This window comes from Rhizobium sp. No.120 (assembly GCF_054558365.1).
Genome location: NZ_BAAJNQ010000002.1, coordinates 889,269 through 908,314, shown reverse-complemented (window position 1 = coordinate 908,314; position 19,046 = coordinate 889,269). Strand labels below are relative to the sequence as shown.

Here is a 19,046-nt window from a genome sequence, read left to right as displayed (position 1 = left end):
GAAAACCATGACCGTCTTCGTTGCCCTGCTGCGTGCCGTCAATGTCGGCGGCACCGGCATGCTGCCCATGGCCGATCTCAAGGCGCTGTGCGAAGAGATCGGCTTCAGGGATGTGCGCACCTATATCCAGAGTGGCAATGTGGTCTTCCGCACCGAAGCGGATGAGCCGGCGGTGCAAGCTCAACTTGAAGAGGCGCTGGCGGTCAAGATGGGCAAGTCTCCGGGCGTGATCCTGCGCAGCCGCGAGGCTCTGGAAAGGGCTGCAGAACATTCGCCCTTTCCGCACGCCAAGCCGAACTACCTGCTGGTGACCTTCCTGCAGGAAAATGCAGCGAAAGATGCGCTGGAGAAACTTGTCGCGCCCGGCGGCGAGGAAGTGCATGTCGCCGGGCGTGAAATCTATGTGCATTATCCCGATGGCTCGGGACGCTCGAAGCTGAAGCTGCCGGCGCTGAAGGCGGGAACGTCCAGAAATCTCAATACGGTGCGCAAGCTCGCGGAAATGGCACGGGAGCTGGAGAACAGCGGACTTTGAAATCGGCAACAGCAAAGCCGATTACGACATCCACCTTGCGCCTCCCACGCACCGGCCCTACCTTAGGAGCATGAGCTTTCCTCTTCACGATGATACCGCGCTTCGGGCGCCGACGGTCGCCTTCGACAATAGCTATGCACGTCTGCCGCCGCAGTTCTTTGCGGACCAGGCGCCGACGCCGGTTGCCGTACCGCAGCTGATCAAACTCAACGAGGTGCTGGCGCGAGAACTCGGGCTGGATGTCGAAGCCTTGAGAGCGAACGCTGCGACGATCTTTTCCGGTAACGAGCTTCTACCGGGATCGCAGCCGATCGCCATGGCCTATGCTGGCCACCAATTCGGCAATTTCGTGCCGCAGCTTGGCGATGGACGCGCGATCCTGCTTGGCGAAGTGAAGGATCGCAACGGCAGGCGCCGAGACATTCAACTCAAGGGGCCGGGACCGACGCCGTTTTCCCGCCGCGGCGACGGGCGCGCCGCACTCGGCCCGGTGCTGCGCGAATATATCGTCAGCGAGGCGATGCATGCGCTTGGAATTCCGACGACGCGGGCGCTTGCTGCCGTGATCACTGGAGAGCCTGTCTATCGCGAGGAAGTACTGCCAGGTGCAGTGTTTACCCGCGTGGCGGCAAGCCATATCCGCGTCGGCACCTTCCAATTCTTTGCGGCGCGGGGCGATACGGAGAGCGTACGAACCTTGGCGGATTACGTCATCGACAGGCACTATTCCGAGATCCGAGATCGCAAGAACCCTTATCTCGCCCTGCTCGAAGCCGTGGTCGACCGGCAAGCTTCATTGATCGCGCGCTGGCTACATGTCGGCTTCATTCACGGCGTAATGAACACGGACAATATGACCGTATCGGGCGAGACGATCGATTTCGGTCCCTGCGCCTTCATGGATGCCTATGATCCGGCGACCGTCTTTTCGTCCATCGACCGCAACGGCCGCTATGCTTATGCCAACCAGCCCGCGATCGGCCAATGGAATCTTGCGCGCCTCGGCGAGACGCTGATTCCGCTGATCGCCCCCTCCGTCGACGCGGCAATCGATTTGGCGAACACGGTCATCAAAGCCTATGGCGAACGCTTTCAGGCTTATTGGCTTGCCGGCATGCGCGCCAAGATCGGTCTTGCAAACGAGGAAGACGGCGATCTTGAGCTGATCCAGTCGCTGTTGGCGACAATGCAGCAGCAGGGTGCTGATTTCACCCTCACCTTCCGCCGCCTTGCCGCCCTCGCCGCAGATGAAGACGTCGGCGATTTTGCCGCGACCTTCAGCGATCCGCAATCAACGGCGCCATGGCTCGAACGCTGGCGGGAGCGGCTTGCTCGCGATCCGCAAACCCCCTCGGCGCGCGCAGCAGCGATGCGCAAGGTCAATCCGGTCTTCATTCCCCGCAATCACCGAATCGAGCAGGCCATCGAGGCGGCGGTCGAGGATGGTGATTTCTCGTTGTTCGAAGCGTTGCTGAAGGTGCTTGCAACTCCTTACCAGGATCAACCTGCTTTTGCGCCTTATGCCGAGCCACCATTGCCGGCGGAACGGGTGCTTCAAACCTTCTGCGGCACCTGAGTAAGCTTGATCGCACAAGCCCCGGACAGGCTTGCAGAGTCATCGTCATCTCGACCCGCAGGGAGATATGACGATGAAAGTGCACAGCGGCACGCAACACTATTTCGGTACGCCCATCCGCGGCCAGCAAAGCAGCGGCAGCGACGATAGCACGCCTTTCTCGCTGCCGGACGATACCGGCGGCCAGCAAGACGATTCACAGGCACCATCCATCTCGTCCAGCGGCATCCCCTCCTCCATTTCATCCGGCTTTTGGCTCAGCCAATTCGGCAGCATCTCGTCTTCGACGTCGGACGACGGCAGCGAGCAAGATAGCGCCGCGGCAGCGGACGGAAGCAGCTCGGCATCGTCAAGCGGGCAATCCGATCAGGATATTCTGGACGAGTTTGCAAAATGGGCGAATATGACTCCGGCCCAGAAGATCCGCGCACAATATCTCGAAGCGCATGGCCTGACGGAAGATTCCTTCAAGTCTTTGCCGGCGGACGAGCAGAAGGCGATCAACGACCAGATTGCCGATGAGATCAAGCAGAAGCTCGGGGCCGGCAACGCAGGTAGTGATAGCGATCAGGAAACGGACAGCGCGGCCGCGGCATTGGCACTGGTCTAGCATGCTGACGGATTACATGAAGACGATACGGAACTGATTCACATCTTGCTCGTATCGTCTTCTATTTATTATCGATATCTCGCTATTGCCCGACCATGCCGACCACGATCTTGCCGATCTCGGCAAACACAGCCTCGACATCCTTTGCAGGCGCGGTCGCCTCGGCAACAAAGGTCGTGACCAGGATCGCACCGCGGTCCGGCGGCCAGATGACAGCGATATCGGCATAGGAGCCGCTGTTGCCCGTGCCGGTCTTGTCGCCGACCTTCCACTCCTTCGGCAGGCCCGCGCGCAGGCGGTTGTTGCCTGTGGTATTGGCGACGAGCCAATTGACCAGCTGCTGCCGCGATGTGTCCGAGAGCGTATTGCCGAGCGTCAGAAGTCCGATCGAATCTAGCATCGCATCCGGGGTCGTCGTATCGCGAGGGTCGTCCTTGACGGCCTGGTTGACATCCGGCTCGTTGCGGTCAAGGCGGGTCTCGGTATCGCCCGTGGTGCGCAACCACGAGGTCAAAGCGGCAGGTCCGCCGAAGCTTTCGAGCAGAAGATTACCGGCCGTATTGTCGCTCAGCGTGATTGCAGCCGCGCAGAGCTCGGCAATGGTCATGCCATCGCCATCGATATGCTTTTCGGTTTCCGGCGAATAGGTGACGACCTTATCCTTGCCGTAGGTGACGCGGCGGTCGAGCTTTTCCGTGCCCTGATCGACGCGCGCCAGCACAAAGCCAACGGCAAGCGCCTTGTAGGTGCTGCACAGGGGAAAATGCTCCTCCTCGCGATGGCCGAGCGAAATATTGGTTTCGGTGTCGAGCACCGAAACGCCGAGACGACCGCCGGTCTTCTTTTCCAGATCGGCGAGCTGCTTGTCGACATCGTCGGATAGTTGCGAACTATCCTGCGCTCCGCCGTCTCCTTCCATTCCCTGGCCGCTGGCGTCAGGCGTTGCCGAATTATCCGTTGCAGGAGGCGGCGGCGATGCGCCGCTATCCTGAGCGAAAAGCGCGTCGGGGCCGAGTATCAAGGCGGGAAAAAGCAGCGCCGAGCCCGCCATGAGGCGGCGGCGCGTGAGCAATGTGGGCATATAAAAGGCCTCCAGCGGAATCGGCAGGTCTTGGGCTATGCGAGGAATATGGCAAGCCTCTGACCTGACCGGTTGCTAGCGGATTTTATGCCGCCTTGTCGACGGTAACTTCGACCGTCACGTGCGAGAGCTCGTGAATATTGGCAAGCCGGGCCTTGTAGAAAGATGGCTCGCGCGACACCGGTGTTGCGACCGCAACGATCGCCGCATGGTGACCAGGGCCGACCTGCCAGACATGCAGATCGGTGATGCGATCCTCCTCCGTCTCGATCGCTTCGCGGATCTCCTCCGGCAGATCCTCGCCCTGCGGGATGAAATCGAGGAGAACCGCACCAGAGGCACGCAGCAGGCTCCATGCCCATTGCAGGATGACCAGGCCGCCGACGATACCCATGACGGGATCGAGGAAGGTCCAGCCGAAACGGCTGCCGAGCAACAGGGCGGCGATGGCCAGAACCGATGTCATCGCATCGGCAATGACATGGACGTAGACCGAGCGCAGATTGTTGTCCCTGACGCCTTTTTGGCCATGGTCGTGATGATGATGATCGTCGTCATTTGCATGGTGATGGTGATGGTCATGATCGTGGGGGTGGCTGTGCCCGTGGCCGGCGTGACCGTGGTGATGATGGCTATGGTCGTCGCGCAGCAACCAGGCGCTGGCGAGATTGACGAGAAGGCCCACTCCCGCAATAGCAATCGCTTCGCGGAAATTGATCGCCACCGGATCGAGCAGTCTCAGAATGCTCTCCCAGCCCATGATGAGCGCGATCAGCGCCAGCACGATGGCGCTGGCAAAGCCCGCGAGATCGCCGAACTTGCCAGTGCCGAAAGTAAAGCGTGCATTATGCGCATGCCGGCGGGCATAGAGATAGGCAAGCGCCGAAATCAACATGGCGCTAACATGGGTCGACATATGCCAGCCGTCTGCGAGCAGCGCCATCGAGCCATAGATCGTGCCCGCGCCGATCTCGACCACCATCATGACGGCTGTCAGTGCGATGACGAGCCAGATGCGGCGCTCGTTGCGCTGATGATCGGAGCCCAGAAAAACGTGGCTGTGGCCCATTTCGGAGGAAATACTCATGACATTGGTCTCTCTTTGAACGCCTGAAACCATAAAACGCGTCGCGATCTTTCAGATGCATTCCTGGCGTTTTATGTCTTCGATTTTTCGCATGTCGTTATCGCAAAACCGCCGCACACTTTTGCGCGACATGCTCTGGTCACCGCAGATAGGTCTTCAGCACGTCGGCTATCTCATCGACTGCATGCCGGCGGGCCTCATCAGTTTCGGCATGCAGCACATGTTCATGCAGATGATCTTCCAGCACCTCTCCGGTCAGCCCCGTCAGGGCACCGCGAATGGAGGCGAGCAGCTGCAAGATTTCCCCACACGGCCGCTCGGCCTCCAACGCTCGCTCCACCGCCTCCATCTGCCCTTTGAGGCGACGAACGCGCGAGAGGAGCTTGGCTTGTTGACGAATGGTATGGGACATCGCGGCCTCGATTATAGTATAGGGGGGTATACTATTTGTGACGATGAATTGGAAGCCACTTTTTGCGGCGACGATTGGGCGGTGAAGCAGCCCGCTGAGTATTCGCCCGCTGTCACAGCTACCTAGCCTTGCAATTTGGACGAATGGTCTCATATATTGCTCTAGAGACTAGAGGTATTGGAGGCCATACAATGCTAACTATCGGCGATCTATCCAAGCGGACAGGCGTGAAAGTGCCGACGATACGTTATTACGAGCAGATGGGCCTGATCTCGGAGCCGGAGCGCAGCGAAGGCAATCAGCGGCGTTACTCCAATGCCGATCTTGAGCGCCTCGCCTTTATCCGTCATGGCCGCGACCTCGGACTGACGATCGATGCCATCAAGGAGCTGATTTCGCTCAGTCAGCATCCGGACCGCCCCTGTGTCGGCGCCGATCGTATCGCCAAGGAGCATCTGGATGACGTTCGCACCAAGATCGCGCGGCTGAAGAAGCTCGAGCACGAATTGGAGCGCATCGTTTCGCATTGCGACGGCCACAGCATCGAAGACTGCTATGTCATCCGTGCGCTTTCCGATCATGGCCTATGCGAACACGAGCATTGAGCCCCCATTGACAAACGTGCTGAACCGGATCATTGATGCACCCATGATCACGCACGCGCTCCATAATTGCTCGTATTTTTGGCTGTACCTGTAACGGGCGGCCAAGACAGATCATATTGTCAACAAGCCGCCGTCAGGCGGCTTTGTTGTATCGGCAGCGTCCTGACGGCTCATTGAAAAACAAGGACGCCAAATGCCATGCTAGACGATAGCGACATCTCACTTCTCCGCCCACCGGTGCTCACAATCCGCAATGCGCAGCCGCGCGACCTGCCTGAGCTCAACGACATGATCCGGCTGCTCGCCGCCCATCACGGCGACCCCTCGGGCACGACGCCGGAGCAGCTCGAGCGCGACCTCTTCGGCCCAGTGCCCTGGATCACGGCCCTTGTCGCCGAAGGCGAGCAGGGGCTAATCGGCTACGCTATCCTCGTGCCGCTCTACAAGGCGCAGGAAGGCCAGCGCGGCATGGACCTGCATCATCTCTTCGTGCGTGACGGCCATCGCGGCCACGGCGTCGGGCAGCATCTGGTCGACCGCGCCCGCGATATCGCCCGCAAGGCGGGCTGCAGCTATCTTTCGGTCGGCGCTGCAACGGGGAATTTCCAGGCCCACCGCTTCTACGAAAACATGGATTTCAAGCCGCGTCCGGTCACCGGCATGCGCTACCTTCAGGCTCTGGCCTGATGCCGGCCTTTAAGAGGATCGCCGTCGAAGACTGATCTTTGGCGCTTTCTGGCATTGCGCCTGGAAATGCTTTAGCGATCGATGGCGATCCCGCGGCCTGCAAAGAACCTCTCAAACGCCTCCAGCGGCATCTCTGCATCCTCGCGCGTCGCATCGATGTGGCCGGATGGGTTGTGGAAGCGGATATTATTGCCGTCGATTGATGTCACCAGCACCAGATGGCCACCCTTGGCTGGCGGCTCGGTCTCTGGCCAGCGGATCGAATGATGCACCGACGCGATGAAGAACTCCGACTGGTCGAGGATATCAGCGATGTCAGCGACGGAAATCCCGGTAACGACCCGGGCAGCCAGATCGAAGCGATCACGAACGAATGGGACGAACGGCGCATAGATCAATCCTTTGATCCGGCCATCCGCCTCCTCGACATAGCCGCCATACTCCCGGCAGCCCATGGCCAGATCCATGATCGGCACGGCTTTGCCGGTACGGGCGGCAAGCACCATCTTCAGGCAGGCCATACCGCAAAGATTGCCGGCCCAGCGGGCATAATCCTCGACGCTGCCTGCGCCGGATGACGCCCAGAGCGGGTCCTTCAGCAAGGCCGATTGTGCACCCTCGGCGACGACCGCCAGCGTCATGTCAGGCGTTTCCCATTGGCTGAAATAAGGAACCTTCCGCGCCACCCTTGCGTCCACGACCACACTCTCCTGTTGCCGAATCCCGTAGCTACAAGCTTGTCCGGAAATGCGCTAGAAAAATGGCTGTTAACTTCGATCTGCAACTGGAGATGCGCCTTGGAACAGCGGTTCACATTCGATGGCGTCGCCAGCCTCTATAATACTTCCCGCCCGCTCTATCCTGATGCGCTTTTTGCCGATGTCATCGATTTCGCCAGGTTGGAAGCCAAGGATCAGGTCCTCGAAATCGGCTGCGGCACCGGACAGGCGACAGAGGGCTTTGCCCGCCGTGGCCTCTCCATTCTCGCGCTTGATCCCGGCGCGGAACTGATTGCAGTTGCCCGGGAAAGATTGGCGGAATTTCCGCGAGTGCAATTCGAGCAAACCACCTTCGAAGCATGGCCGGGCAAGCCCGAGAGCTTCAGGCTGATCTTCGCGGCACAATCCTTCCATTGGGTTTCGCCGGAACTGCGCTTCGCTGCGACGGCTGCCCTCCTCGCGATAGGAGGAACACTCGCCGTCTTCGGCAATGTGCCGATGAAGCCGGAACCGCCGCTATCCGAAAAGTTCGCGGAGATCTACGCCCGCCATGCCCTGCAGTTTGCCGGCCCGCCCGTGGAGGCATGGTATCTGCCCGATGGCCCTTTTGCTCGGGAGTTGCAGCAGTCCGACTACTTCGAAGCTCCAGCGCATCACTGCTACTACTGGAGCCGATCGCACACGGCACAGAGCTATACCGACCTTTTGCGGACGCTCTCAAGCTACCGGCTTTTGACCGAGGGTCAGCGGGAAACGCTGTTTTCCGAGCTTGCCGATGCCATTGACGCACATGGCGGCGTATTCGAATTGCATTATGAAACCCATCTCTATCTCGCACGACGCGCAGGCGCGGCTTGAGCATCTTGCAGCTTTACTTCGCCGGCAGCGCCTTCAGATAGGCCGCGATCGCCTCGCGATCGGTTGCCGGCAGATGAGCGATGTTCTTTTGGACTTCGGCCATCGAGCCGCCGGCGGAGTCGTAGTCCGGGGTGAAGCCGGTTTCGAGGTAGTTGGCGATGTCGCCAGCGCTCCAGCTGCCGATGGCTTTCGAGCCGGGCGTGATATCGGGGATCTGCCCCTTGCCTTCCGGATTGGGCGCACCCGCCAGCCATTGGCCACTTACGAAACCGCCGAGGCTGTCGCGCGGCGTGTGGCATTCGCCGCAATGTCCTGGCCCTTCAACGAGATACTGACCACGCTTGACCTTCTCGTCGGCACTGGCGAGCACGATACGCGGCTGGTCGTTGAGATAGAGGAACTTCCAGCCGCCGAGCGCCAGCCGGATATTGAAGGGAAAGGGCAGCTCATGCGGCGGGGCGACATTGTCGCTCTTCGGCAGCGTTTTCAGGAAGGCCCAGAGATCGTTGATGTCCTTGTCACTCATGCGGGCATATGAGCCGTAGGGAAAGGACGGATAGAGGTGCTCGCCGTTTTTGCCGACGCCGCGCTTCATGGCATTGCCGAAATCGGCAAGCGTCCAGCTGCCAAGCCCCGCCTTCTCATCCGGCGAGATATTCGGCACATGGAAGGTGCCGAAGGGGCTGATCAGCGCTAGGCCGCCCGAAAGCACCAGCTTGGCATCGCCCTGCGCGCCGGGAGCCGCATGACAGCTCGTACAGCCGCCGGCCCAGAAGACCATCTCGCCATTCTTGACATCTGGACCGCCGAGATTGGCCCAATGGCTTGCCGGCAGAGGCGACGGCGCGGTGATGACGTAAAACGTGCCGCTGCCGAGGATGATCACTCCGAAAAGGCAAAGCAACCATCGAATAAACCGTGCCATCTTTCCACCCTCGCCCCAGCTCTGGTTATAAGCTCCGCACCAGCAGAACCGATGCGGACGCTAAATCGATATTCAGACGAGGCCGACCTACCGCTTAGTTCTTACTGACGCGATAGGCCTGATGACAGGCACCGCAGTTAGCGCCAAGCGTCTTCAGCGTCGCGCCGACACCGGCCTGGTCGGCGGGAAGCTGGGCCAGCGCCGTCTCGGCATCGGTAGAAAGCTTGGCGGCATGCGCCTTGAAGTCATCGAGATTATCCCAGATCTTCGGGTTGACCTCGGGATCGGCCTTGTCGCTCTGCGGGTTAAACTGAGCAGGGAAGGCTTTGGCGGTTTCGGCGATCGTTGTCAGCGAAGCCTTGACGATATCGGCATCATAGGGTTTATCGCCCTTGGCGATCGCACCGAGGGCCCCGGTGGCGCCGCCGATCTTCTTCATCATCCCGATACGGGAGTCATGCGTGCCATCGGCTGCGATGACCGAACCCAGTGCGATGCCAGCCAGAGCCGTCGCCATCACAATCGCTTTCCACTTCATTTCGTTCTCCTACCTTTCGGGTGTTCAAGACCGCGCATGCAGCCCGGCGCATGGTTACGGCGACATGTTTGCCGGTTTCCCTTCCGGCAATGAAGTCACAAAGTGGTGAGAGTTGAGTGAAATCAGCGTCATGCAATAGACACACGCATTCGCCGCCTCAGCCCTCACGCCAACTTCAGGCCCTCCCAGACCGTGAACACCGAAACGGCGACAAGCAGCAGCCCGGCTGCGCGGCCTGCGAATGCGGTTGCCTTGGGATTGGCAACCAACAGATCGCGGCTGCGCCCGGCAGTGATGGCAAGTCCGCCGTAAACGGCAAATTGCGTTGCGATGGTCATGGCTCCCATGATGACGGCCTGTATCCACATCGGCCCGTAATCCGGTTTCAGGAACTGTGGATAGACGGCAAAGATGAACAGATAGGCCTTGGGATTGATCAGGCAAGTCACCGCGCCCTGCCGGAACGCCTTCCAGGCGGAGCGACTGGCGGCCGGCCCTTCGCCTCCCTCAATGGTTATGGAACTGCGCATCAGCGTATAGCCGATGAATGCCATGTAGGCACCGCCGGCGACCAGCAGCGGATTGAAGAGAATTGGCACGAAATGCATCAGCAGGCCAATGCCGATGGCGCCGTTCAGCGAATGCACGGCGCCGCCGAGCATGATGCCGCCCGTCGCGGCGAGGCCTCGATTGCTGCCACCGGTGAGAGAATTGGCGAGCACGAACAGCATGTCCATGCCCGGTACGATGATGATGCCTAAGAGAAGTATGAAGAAGAGCCAGAGATTCTCTGCGTAACCCATGTCAGTTGCCTATCGCCCTCTCTCTGGAGACAGGAGAGGAAATGGTTGATTTTCAATCGAATAGGCGGTCTTATAAATCGAGCCAACTGACGGTGTATTGTCAGTAGCTTTCATCTTTGGAAACAAGAAATGCGTAAGGCGTCGCGCCTTTTCGAGATCATTCAGATCCTGCGGCTGGCCAAGCGGCCGGTGACGGGAGCCGTCATTGCCGCTCAGCTGGAGGTGACGGTGCGCTCTGTCTATCGCGATATCGCGGCACTTCAGGCGATGCGCGTGCCAATCGAGGGTGAGCGAGGCATCGGCTACATATTGCGACCCGGCTTCGACCTGCCGCCGCTGATGTTCTCAATCGAGGAAATGGAGGCGATCGTGCTGTCGCTGGCGCTGTTGGAGCGCACCGGCGATGCCGAACTGAAGCAGGCGGCCAAGCGCGTCACCGCCAAGATCGCGGGCGCCGTGCCGCCGCCGCTGCGCCAGACACTCGACGCGAATGCGCTGCATGCCTGGGGCTTTGCCGCACCTTCCGCCTCAGCGATCGACCTCTCGCTGGTGCGACGCGCCATTCGCGACGAGGAAAAGCTCGACCTTGCCTATCGCGACGAACTCGGCCGCGCCACGGAACGCATCATCCGGCCGATCGCCCTCATCTATTATTCGGAGACCGCTAACATCGTCGCCTGGTGCGAGCTGCGCCAGGCCATCCGCAATTTCCGCAGCGACCGGATGGAGGATTGCCAGCCGACCGGCCTCTGGTTCAAGGGCGAAGGCGATGGCCTCAGGCAGATCTGGGTGAACGGGTGGCAGATAAACACCCCAGCCGCTGCCGGCTGAGGTGCTGCAGATCCCACAGATCTAACGTCGCGAATTAAAGAACCATGCCACCCGAGGCTTCGATGCGCTGCCCGTTGACCCAGCGATTGTCGTCCGACAGCAGCGAGGCGATCATCGGGCCGATATCGTCGGGCAGGCCGGCGCGGCCGAGCGCCGTCATGGAGGCGACCATCCTGTTGACCTCGGGATTGTCGCGGACGATGCCGCCGCTGAAATCTGTTTGTATCGCGCCCGGCGCCACCGTGTTGACAGTGATGTCGCGCGAGCCGAGCTCCTTGGCAAAGTAGCGCGTCAGCACCTCGACCGCACTCTTCATCGCCGCATAGGCCGATGAGCCCGGATTGCTGAAGCGGGCAAGGCCGGAGGAGATATTGACGATGCGGCCACCATCATTGATGTGCGGCAGCAGCTTCTGCGTCAGGAAGAAGACGCCCTTGAGATGAACATTGTAAAGCTTGTCGAACTCGGCTTCCGTCGTTTCGGCGATGGAGGAGTGGTAGGACGTGCCGGCATTGTTGACGAGAAAATCGAAGCGATCGCGCGCCCACCCCTTCTGCAGCACGCGGCCGATTTCGGCAACGAAAGCGTCGAAGGATGCGACATCGCCGGTATCGAGCCGTAAGGCTACAGCCTTTTGGCCGAGTGCTTCGATCTCGGCAACGGCGCTATCGGCTTCTGCCTTATTCGTGTTATAGGTCAGGATGGTATCGACATCGCGCTTGGCGAGATGAATGGCGGTATTGCGGCCGAGCCCGCGGCTGCCGCCGGTGATGATCGCAACCTTTGTCTTTGTTTTGTCGGTATTTTCAGTCGTCATTGCGGTTCTCCAGGAAATGTTTGGTGGCCGGAATCTACGCCTGCAGAGCCTTTTCCCTGAATGCCGGAACTCTTGAATTTCTTGCCTATTCCTCCAACTGCCTTGTCCGCGGGTACCCCGCTGCTATGATGGCGCAACAGCAGCCTGCTTCGGAGACCGCGATGTCGTCAGCCCTTAAAGATGCGATCACGCAATTCATCGAAGCCAATGACAGCGGAAACAATGGCGTGTTTTCCACGGGCATCGATGGCCTGCTGATCATGCGCTCGACCGAGCCGAAAATGCCGCATGCGATGATCTACCGGCCGGCGCTCTGCGTCATTCTGCAGGGTGCGAAGCAATTGATGCTGAATGAAAGGGTGATTGATTATGGCGAGATGCAGGCGCTCATCATCAGCATCGAGCTGCCAGCGGCCGGCAGGGTGGTCCAGGCGAGTGTCGAGAAACCCTATATCGCCATCTCCCTGGAATTCGATGTGGGCATGATGCGTGAGGTGATGGAGCAGCTCGACAGGCCGCCGAAACCGACAGGCGGCGCGCGACTTGGCATCTTCATCGAGAATCTCGGCGATGAGCTTGCCGACTGCCTCGTACGATTGACCCGCGTGCTGTCCAACCCAAGCGCCATTCCGGTGCTCTATCCAACGATCATGCGGGAAATCTGCTTTTGGCTGCTCACCGGTCCCAATGGCGGCGAGGTCTGCAAGCTGGTGCTGCCTGATGGACAGACCCGACGCATCGCCGACGCCATCCGCCTGTTGCGCGACAACTTTGCTGAGCCGGTGCGTATCGAGCAACTTGCGGCCGCCGCGCGGATGAGCCCCTCCTCCTTCCACCAGCATTTCAAAACGCTGACCTCGATGACGCCGCTGCAGTACCAGAAGCAGATGCGGCTTCTCGAAGCCCGTCGCCTGATGGTCGCCGGCCATGCCAATGTCGAAAGTGCCGCCTACCGGGTCGGCTACGAAAGTGCCTCGCAGTTCAGCCGCGAATATGCCCGCATGTTCGGCACGCCGCCGAAACGGGACGTAACCGAGATGCGGATGGCGGCGGAATAAGGTTTAGCGCAGCGGCAGGGTTCGGCTCGTCTCGCGGCCAAAGCCGCTGATTTCCAACCGATCCTCATAGACCGAGACGATCGCATAGGCACTCGTATCTTCGGTATCCACCATGCCCTTAAAATTGACGAAATAGGTTCCGTCCGACAGGCCGAAATTGCCGGCATGATTGTGACCGTTAAGGTAGGCGACGACATGATCGTGCCCGGCCAAAAGCGAAAGCATGCGGTCGCTGTCGAGCGCATTGTGCGCATTTCCCGGGAAGATCGGGTAGTGATTCAGGATGATGACCTTCTCGCCTTCCGTCTTCGCCTGCCGCAGCTTCTTGGCAAGCCAGTCAAATTGGGTGTCGCCGATCGCCCCATTCCAGCGCTGGCCATTAGGCGCGCCAGCATCTTCCAGCGCCTTCATCCGATCCTTCGCCTCCTGCCGGCGAGGATCGCCCTCCGGCGAAGCGAAGAGGCTAACCTCATTGCCGTCGAGCGCGATGAAGCGATAGCCGGAAAGACTGAAATCGTAATAGGCTGACGGCATGCCGACCCGCGCCGGCACCGTGCCGAGGTGGTCGGGTGCCACGGCGAAATCATGGTTGCCGAGGAGGAAATGCTTGCGATGATGCAAGGTCTCGTAGACCGGCAAAACAGCGTCGAAACTCTTCCATTCGCGGTCGATGATATCGCCGAGGGTCACTACAAAGTCGAGATCATGCCGGTTGAATTCCTCAATGGCCTCGCGAAGCTTGTCGAGGCTTTTCGCAGGATAGCGATTGAGGGTGAGATTGGGCGCGAGATCGGCATATTGCGGATCGGCGATGACACCGAAGCGGAAAAGCGGCGCTGATGGCATTCAGCCTCCTTAGGCGATCTCCTGGGCAGCCATACGGCGCTTGGGTATATCAATAGCCTGGCAGACAAGAAAACACCCGACGCCCAATAGACGCCGGGTGCGAAAGCCAGCCTATGCGGCGAACTTACTTCGTAGCGGCTTCGTAGCGCTCCAGGACGTAGTCCCAGTTAATGAGGCTGTCGATGAATGCTTCGAGGTACTTTGGACGCAGGTTGCGATAGTCGATGTAGTAGGAGTGTTCCCAGACGTCGACGCCGAGGATCGGGTCAGCACCATGAACGAGCGGGTTTTCGCCGTTCGGGGTCTTGGAGATTTCGAGCTTGCCATTCTTGACGGAAACCCATGCCCAGCCCGAGCCGAACTGGGTAGCGCCGGCAGCGGCGAAATCGGCCTTGAACTTGTCGTAACCGCCGAGATCGGAAGCAAAGGCAGCTTCGAGCTTGCCCGGCAGCTTGTTACCGCCGCCGCCCTTCTTCATCCACTTCCAGAAGTGGATGTGGTTGTAGTGCTGGGCCGCATTGTTGAAGAGGCCGGCATTGGTGCCGAAGGACTTCTTCACGATCTCTTCGAGCGAGAGATCGGCAAGACCTGCTTCGGCAGCGAGCTTGTTGCCGTTGTCGACATAAGCCTTGTGGTGCTTGTCGTGGTGATATTCGAGCGTCTCACGCGACATGAAGGGCGAAAGTGCATCGTAATCGTAAGGAAGTTCAGGCAATTCGAAAGCCATGGTCATATCTCCTCTTGGCAAAAAATTGCGTCGGCAGGTGAAGCGGAACATAGGAGCCACCGCCTGGAAGAGCAACCGGCGACATGCCAAAAAAGTTGCGTGCGGGAGCAAAAATTGCCCTATTTTTCAATCAAGTATAGCATGTACTTAGAAATTAACCTTCCGGCATATAATGATGTCCGAATTCAGGGCGAACGCTGCACCGAAAGGTCGACAAGGCATGTTGCCGAGGCTAGGTTTACGGATCTCATGGTGTGGATGAGGAATATCTGTGACGATTGCCTGTCTGCACACGGCTGAAAGCAACATCGCCGTTTATGAAGCGGCGGCGATGGCACTTGGGCTGCCTGAGGGCATGCTGCGTCATCATGTCCGCGCCGATCTTCTTCTTGCCGCCGAAGAAGCAGGGCGCCTGACGGATGCGATTTTGGCCGAAACGGCAGCGCTACTCTGGCATCTGGCGGAGGATGCCGACGCGGTCGTGCTCAATTGCTCGACGCTTGGCCCGGCAGTGACAAAGGTCGAAGCCGGTGCCGCAGCGCCGATCATACGCGCGGATGCGACGCTGGCGGAAGAAGCGATCAAGGTCGGCGGCAAAGTCATAGTGCTCTGTACGGTCGAAACGACTATCGCACCAACATCGGCACTTTTTGAAGCGGCGGCAAAGGCAACGGGAACCGAAATCGAGGTTCGACTGGTCGCTGGCGCGTGGGCACACTTCCGGGCGGGCGATCTGTCAGCCTATCTTGTCTCCATTGCCGACGCGGTAAAGGCAGCCCATGGCGAAGGCCCCGTCACTATTGCCTTCGCGCAAGCCTCCATGACCGATGCGGCACGCCTTCTTCCTGAAGGCTGTTTGCAACCGATGACCGGTCCTGCGACTGCGCTTGCAGCCGCGATGGTGAAGATTGCGCGCTGACCGCTACACACTTCGCCCGAAATAGACATTGACCTCAGCAATGCGGTCTCCGGCGAAGCGGATCATCTCAACGTTGCGAAAGCTGCCACCGTCCATTTTCTCGGCACGATAGCCAACGATAACGTCATCGCCATCGGCGACCAGATGTTCGATATGAATGTCGCGAAAGACCTTTTCCTTCGGCCAGCAATGCTCGAAATAGCTCTTGCGATCGATATGGTCGTCGCGCGGGCTGGAAAAGGTGAAATCCTGGGTTAGCATCGGATCCACGATATCGGGATGCTGCGCCAGATATGCGGCAAAGAGACGCTTGACCGTGTCGCAGCGGGCATTTTCGAGAGAGTTCATGATGTGGCTCCTCCTTTTCAGACGCACAATGTTTGCGGTGGCGCGCCAAAACTGATTGCAAAATGCAATCAGAAAATAACACAGGCCATGCGAACCAACAAGCCGCATTGCAGGCTTGGCATCGTCGCCCGTGTGGTCCAAACTTCGAAGTCACCCCAATCAGCAGAAGGCCATCGCAGTGTCCGAGGCTCATCACCACATTTTGGAAAAGCTGCGCCGCCTGGCGGCTAAGGACAATCGTCCGGTGGCTGAGCCGACCGGCATCGGCAGCTATTCCAGCCTCTTTACCTTTGTCACTCGCGAACGCGAGCGAATTGCCAGTTGCTCGTTTTCACAGGTTTCAATCGTCGCCATTCTGGAAGGTTCCAAGGAAATCGTCAGCATGGGGCGCCAGCGGTATTTTTCCGCCGGTACGGTGCTCGTGCTGCCGGCCGGCTGGAACGGCGATGTCGTCAACGACCCCGATCCACAGACCGGCGTCTATCGTGCGATCTTCATTACTTTTCCAAAGGATTTGACACGGCGGGCGGCAAAGGCCTTTCCGCCTGCCCAGATCGCTTCTCAGGCAGACTTGCCGCTCGATCCTCTACTGGCTGCCGCCATTAATCATGCAGGCGAAGGCATTGCCGGCGGCGACATGCCCATCCCGCTCATCGAGCACAGACTTCTCGAAATCCTCATGGTGCTCGGTATGCGTGGCGCCCTCCCCGGTTCGCCCGAGACCACAGCCGAGGCGGTGCGGGCGCTGGTGCGCTGGCAGCCGGATCGAGCCTGGACAGCCGATCTCATCGCCGCAGAGCTCTGCACCAGCAACGCCACGCTACGCCGCCGCCTGTCACGCGAGGGCGCTTCCCTGCGAGAGGTACTGACAAGCGAGCGCGTGGCGCTGGCCACGACACTTCTCGCCGAGGACGGGCTGTCGCTGCGTGAAGCCGCGCTGGCCACCGGTTATCGCTCGCCGCGCCGCTTTGCCGATCGACTTCGCAGCGCGTGAGCGTTCCAAGCCGTATTTTGAGCGTTTGCGCGCACTGATGCTCGAGACGAATTTGTTACACCCTGCCCTCGAAGGCTCACAGGAGCCGCAACATGAAAGGGCACATCATGAAAACCATGCTCAACCTTCTGAACGCCATCGTCATCGCAGCAGTTGTCGCCACCCCGGCCTTGTCGGCCGATCTCAAGGTGACGTTTGCAAAGAGCAATGGCCGGATGATGCTGCCGGAAAACGCCTCCTGCATTTCGACATCTTCAGACAAGTCGGCCCCCGGCCCCAACAAAAGCCTTGCCGTCTCCTGGTCGAAAGGGCCGAAGGGAACGCGCTCCTATGCACTGACTATGGTCGACCCCGACGTTCCCGCGGATTTCTCGCTGTTCAACAAGGCCGACAAGACCATCCTAAAGGACTTCAAGCGGATGGAATTCGTTCATTGGGTGCTGGCCGATATCCCGGCATCGCGCACCAGCCTTGCCGAAGGCGTGGACGGAAACGGTCCTTCAGCCAATGGCCTACCGCTCGAGCGCACGGCCTATGGGCGGCGCGGCCAGAATGGCGCCGGCGGCGGCAATTTGAAGGATGGGCCGCACGGTGGCTATATGGGCGCCTGCCCGCCCTGGAATGACGAACGTGTCCACAGCTACCACGTTACGGTCTATGCGCTTGACGTCGACCGACTGAGCCTGCCCGATCTCTTCACCCGCGCCGATCTGCTTGCCGCCGCGAAAGGTCATATCCTCGCATCAGGCAGCCAGGAACTGTTTTATACATTGAATGCAAAGGCCGAGAAATGACCGAGACGAGATGGGATGCAGCCGCACCGGCCGAGCCGGAAACCGCCCATTGGATGCGGAACCTGATCATCTGCCTCGTCGGCTCGTTCACGACGATCGTGGCGATGACGCTGCTGCTCCCCTTCCTGCCGCTCTATGTCGAGGAACTCGGCGTCAGCGACAAGGCCGCGATCGTGCAGTGGTCCGGCATCGCCTATGGCGCCACCTTCTTTGCCGCAGCCTTGGTCGCGCCGCTCTGGGGGCGGCTCGGCGATATATACGGCCGCAAGCTGATGCTGATCCGCGCCAGCCTCGGCATGACGGTCGCGATCTCGCTAATGGGCATGGCCGGCAATGTCTGGCAACTCGTGGCGCTGCGCCTCTTCACCGGTCTTGCCGGCGGCTATGCCTCGGGATCGATGGTGCTGGTAGCCGCGCAGACGCCGAAGCATCGCTCTGCCTGGGCGTTGGGCACGCTGTCGGCGGGCATCATGGCCGGCAATCTCGTCGGACCGCTGATTGGAGGCGCGCTGCCGCCTGTTATCGGCATTCGCGGTACCTTCCTGCTGGCCGGCGGCGTGATCTTCCTAACCTTCCTGGCGACGACGTTCCTGATCAAGGAAGAGAAGTCCACGGCGCGCAAGAAAGCCGCGAAGGCCAGCGGCAGCTGGGCCTCCATTCCGGACAAACGCCCCGTCGTCGCCATGCTGTCGCTCGGCCTCTTGCTGATGCTCGCCAATATGTCGATCGAGCCGATCATCACAGTCTATGTCGCGCAGTTCGTCACGGATGCCAATGTGACGATGGTCTCCGGCGTCGTCATGGCGGCCGCTGCGCTCGGCAGCATCCTGTCCTCCTCCTGGCTCGGCAAGCTCGCCGACCGCATCGGCTACTGGAGCGTCATCATGGCGGCCCTTGCTGTTGCGGCACTGCTGTTGATACCGCAGGCCTTCGTGACCTCGGCCTGGCAATTGATCGGCTTACGCTTCCTGATGGGCGTAGCGCTCGGCGGCCTTCTGCCCTGCATCACCGCCGTTATCCGGCATAACGTTCCCGATGCGGCCACCGGCAGCATTCTCGGGCTCTCCATTTCCTCGCAATATGTCGGTCAGGTGGCAGGCCCAGTCCTGGGCGGCTTCGTCGGCGGCCATATCGGCATGCGCGCCGTGTTCCTCGGAACCTGCGTGCTGCTCGCGCTTGGAGCTATCTATTGCTGGTGGGTCAGCCCGAAGAAGGAAGCTTCCGTGTAAGGATCGATGACTTTGCTTGAGTTTGATGTCTGAAAATCGATCCGAGC

General features: G+C 59.8%; 23 protein-coding genes. 12 read left to right on the top strand and 11 right to left on the bottom strand.

Translation table 11 applies throughout. From position 1 onward, the window contains the following. Window positions 1–7 precede the first annotated feature (7 nt). From ACYJRZ_RS10140 to ACYJRZ_RS10130, 3 genes are all read left to right on the top strand, one after another. Window positions 8–535 (top strand): DUF1697 domain-containing protein, encoded by a 528-nt coding sequence (locus ACYJRZ_RS10140; RefSeq protein ID WP_459458507.1) that lies wholly within the window; start codon window positions 8–10, stop codon window positions 533–535. A gap of 70 nt (window positions 536–605) precedes the next feature. Further along, window positions 606–2,111, top strand: coding sequence for a protein adenylyltransferase SelO (locus tag ACYJRZ_RS10135; RefSeq protein WP_459458505.1), 1,506 nt, complete (start codon window positions 606–608; stop codon window positions 2,109–2,111). A 73-nt stretch (window positions 2,112–2,184) separates the two neighbouring features. Then, entirely contained in the window at window positions 2,185–2,721 is a 537-nt protein-coding gene (locus ACYJRZ_RS10130; RefSeq protein WP_459458503.1) for a hypothetical protein, read from the top strand. A gap of 82 nt (window positions 2,722–2,803) precedes the next feature. Here ACYJRZ_RS10130 and bla read toward each other — a convergent pair whose 3' ends face one another. The 3 genes from bla to dmeR all read right to left on the bottom strand — a co-directional run bounded on the left by bla (window position 2,804) and on the right by dmeR (window position 5,301). Next, window positions 2,804–3,802 carry a class A beta-lactamase gene (gene bla, locus ACYJRZ_RS10125; RefSeq protein WP_459458501.1) on the bottom strand — a complete coding sequence of 333 codons (999 nt, stop codon included), beginning with the start codon at window positions 3,800–3,802 and terminating at the stop codon, window positions 2,804–2,806. Between the two features lie 85 nt (window positions 3,803–3,887). Next, the gene (gene dmeF, locus ACYJRZ_RS10120) at window positions 3,888–4,889 is read right to left on the bottom strand and encodes a CDF family Co(II)/Ni(II) efflux transporter DmeF (RefSeq protein WP_459458499.1); all 1,002 of its coding nucleotides are present in this window, start codon (window positions 4,887–4,889) and stop codon (window positions 3,888–3,890) included. A 139-nt stretch (window positions 4,890–5,028) separates the two neighbouring features. Next, window positions 5,029–5,301, bottom strand: coding sequence for a Ni(II)/Co(II)-sensing transcriptional repressor DmeR (gene dmeR / locus ACYJRZ_RS10115; RefSeq protein ID WP_459458497.1), 273 nt, complete (start codon window positions 5,299–5,301; stop codon window positions 5,029–5,031). Window positions 5,302–5,492: 191 nt separating this feature from the next. Here dmeR and ACYJRZ_RS10110 point away from each other — a divergent pair, with 191 nt between their 5' ends. Beyond that, complete coding sequence (locus ACYJRZ_RS10110) at window positions 5,493–5,906, top strand: MerR family transcriptional regulator (RefSeq protein WP_459458495.1); 414 nt, start codon at window positions 5,493–5,495, stop codon at window positions 5,904–5,906. 198 nt (window positions 5,907–6,104) lie between these two features. Next, window positions 6,105–6,593 carry a GNAT family N-acetyltransferase gene (locus ACYJRZ_RS10105; protein ID WP_069616046.1) on the top strand — a complete coding sequence of 163 codons (489 nt, stop codon included), beginning with the start codon at window positions 6,105–6,107 and terminating at the stop codon, window positions 6,591–6,593. 71 nt (window positions 6,594–6,664) lie between these two features. Here the strand turns inward: ACYJRZ_RS10105 and ACYJRZ_RS10100 are convergent, their stop codons facing one another. Next, entirely contained in the window at window positions 6,665–7,291 is a 627-nt protein-coding gene (locus tag ACYJRZ_RS10100; protein WP_459458492.1) for a C39 family peptidase, read from the bottom strand. Window positions 7,292–7,390: 99 nt separating this feature from the next. Here ACYJRZ_RS10100 and ACYJRZ_RS10095 point away from each other — a divergent pair, with 99 nt between their 5' ends. Next, complete coding sequence (locus ACYJRZ_RS10095; RefSeq protein WP_459458490.1) at window positions 7,391–8,170, top strand: class I SAM-dependent methyltransferase; 780 nt, start codon at window positions 7,391–7,393, stop codon at window positions 8,168–8,170. A 13-nt stretch (window positions 8,171–8,183) separates the two neighbouring features. Here the strand turns inward: ACYJRZ_RS10095 and ACYJRZ_RS10090 are convergent, their stop codons facing one another. The 3 genes from ACYJRZ_RS10090 to ACYJRZ_RS10080 all read right to left on the bottom strand — a co-directional run bounded on the left by ACYJRZ_RS10090 (window position 8,184) and on the right by ACYJRZ_RS10080 (window position 10,436). Then, the gene (locus ACYJRZ_RS10090; protein WP_459458488.1) at window positions 8,184–9,095 is read right to left on the bottom strand and encodes a c-type cytochrome; all 912 of its coding nucleotides are present in this window, start codon (window positions 9,093–9,095) and stop codon (window positions 8,184–8,186) included. A gap of 94 nt (window positions 9,096–9,189) precedes the next feature. Next, window positions 9,190–9,633 carry a c-type cytochrome gene (locus ACYJRZ_RS10085; protein WP_459458486.1) on the bottom strand — a complete coding sequence of 148 codons (444 nt, stop codon included), beginning with the start codon at window positions 9,631–9,633 and terminating at the stop codon, window positions 9,190–9,192. Window positions 9,634–9,797: 164 nt separating this feature from the next. Continuing rightward, window positions 9,798–10,436 carry a LysE family translocator gene (locus ACYJRZ_RS10080; protein WP_459458484.1) on the bottom strand — a complete coding sequence of 213 codons (639 nt, stop codon included), beginning with the start codon at window positions 10,434–10,436 and terminating at the stop codon, window positions 9,798–9,800. Window positions 10,437–10,565: 129 nt separating this feature from the next. On the opposite strand from ACYJRZ_RS10080, the gene ACYJRZ_RS10075 reads away from it, so the two are divergent. Further along, on the top strand, window positions 10,566–11,267 hold the full coding sequence (locus ACYJRZ_RS10075; protein WP_459458482.1) for a helix-turn-helix transcriptional regulator: 702 nt from the start codon (window positions 10,566–10,568) through the stop codon (window positions 11,265–11,267). Window positions 11,268–11,301: 34 nt separating this feature from the next. Here the strand turns inward: ACYJRZ_RS10075 and ACYJRZ_RS10070 are convergent, their stop codons facing one another. Beyond that, window positions 11,302–12,084, bottom strand: coding sequence for an SDR family NAD(P)-dependent oxidoreductase (locus ACYJRZ_RS10070; RefSeq protein WP_459458480.1), 783 nt, complete (start codon window positions 12,082–12,084; stop codon window positions 11,302–11,304). Between the two features lie 161 nt (window positions 12,085–12,245). Here ACYJRZ_RS10070 and ACYJRZ_RS10065 point away from each other — a divergent pair, with 161 nt between their 5' ends. Then, the gene (locus ACYJRZ_RS10065) at window positions 12,246–13,142 is read left to right on the top strand and encodes an AraC family transcriptional regulator (RefSeq protein WP_459458478.1); all 897 of its coding nucleotides are present in this window, start codon (window positions 12,246–12,248) and stop codon (window positions 13,140–13,142) included. Between the two features lie 3 nt (window positions 13,143–13,145). Here ACYJRZ_RS10065 and ACYJRZ_RS10060 read toward each other — a convergent pair whose 3' ends face one another. Both ACYJRZ_RS10060 and ACYJRZ_RS10055 read right to left on the bottom strand, forming a co-directional pair. After that, the gene (locus tag ACYJRZ_RS10060) at window positions 13,146–13,988 is read right to left on the bottom strand and encodes a metallophosphoesterase (RefSeq protein ID WP_459458476.1); all 843 of its coding nucleotides are present in this window, start codon (window positions 13,986–13,988) and stop codon (window positions 13,146–13,148) included. 124 nt (window positions 13,989–14,112) lie between these two features. Continuing rightward, window positions 14,113–14,715: a superoxide dismutase gene (locus tag ACYJRZ_RS10055; protein ID WP_015339177.1), complete on the bottom strand. Its 603-nt coding sequence runs from the start codon at window positions 14,713–14,715 to the stop codon at window positions 14,113–14,115. Window positions 14,716–14,986: 271 nt separating this feature from the next. Between ACYJRZ_RS10055 and ACYJRZ_RS10050 the strand changes: the two genes are divergently transcribed. Further along, the gene (locus tag ACYJRZ_RS10050; RefSeq protein ID WP_459458473.1) at window positions 14,987–15,634 is read left to right on the top strand and encodes an aspartate/glutamate racemase family protein; all 648 of its coding nucleotides are present in this window, start codon (window positions 14,987–14,989) and stop codon (window positions 15,632–15,634) included. Window positions 15,635–15,637: 3 nt separating this feature from the next. Here ACYJRZ_RS10050 and ACYJRZ_RS10045 read toward each other — a convergent pair whose 3' ends face one another. Next, window positions 15,638–15,982, bottom strand: coding sequence for a nuclear transport factor 2 family protein (locus ACYJRZ_RS10045; protein WP_459458471.1), 345 nt, complete (start codon window positions 15,980–15,982; stop codon window positions 15,638–15,640). 178 nt (window positions 15,983–16,160) lie between these two features. Here ACYJRZ_RS10045 and ACYJRZ_RS10040 point away from each other — a divergent pair, with 178 nt between their 5' ends. The 3 genes from ACYJRZ_RS10040 (at window position 16,161) to ACYJRZ_RS10030 (ending at window position 18,999) form a co-directional block, all read left to right on the top strand. Beyond that, window positions 16,161–16,976 carry a helix-turn-helix domain-containing protein gene (locus tag ACYJRZ_RS10040; RefSeq protein WP_459458469.1) on the top strand — a complete coding sequence of 272 codons (816 nt, stop codon included), beginning with the start codon at window positions 16,161–16,163 and terminating at the stop codon, window positions 16,974–16,976. Between the two features lie 107 nt (window positions 16,977–17,083). Further along, window positions 17,084–17,770, top strand: coding sequence for a YbhB/YbcL family Raf kinase inhibitor-like protein (locus tag ACYJRZ_RS10035; RefSeq protein WP_459458744.1), 687 nt, complete (start codon window positions 17,084–17,086; stop codon window positions 17,768–17,770). Further along, window positions 17,767–18,999 (top strand): MFS transporter, encoded by a 1,233-nt coding sequence (locus tag ACYJRZ_RS10030; RefSeq protein WP_459458467.1) that lies wholly within the window; start codon window positions 17,767–17,769, stop codon window positions 18,997–18,999. The genes ACYJRZ_RS10035 and ACYJRZ_RS10030 overlap by 4 nt, the downstream gene beginning before the upstream one ends. Window positions 19,000–19,046: the final 47 nt, after the last annotated feature.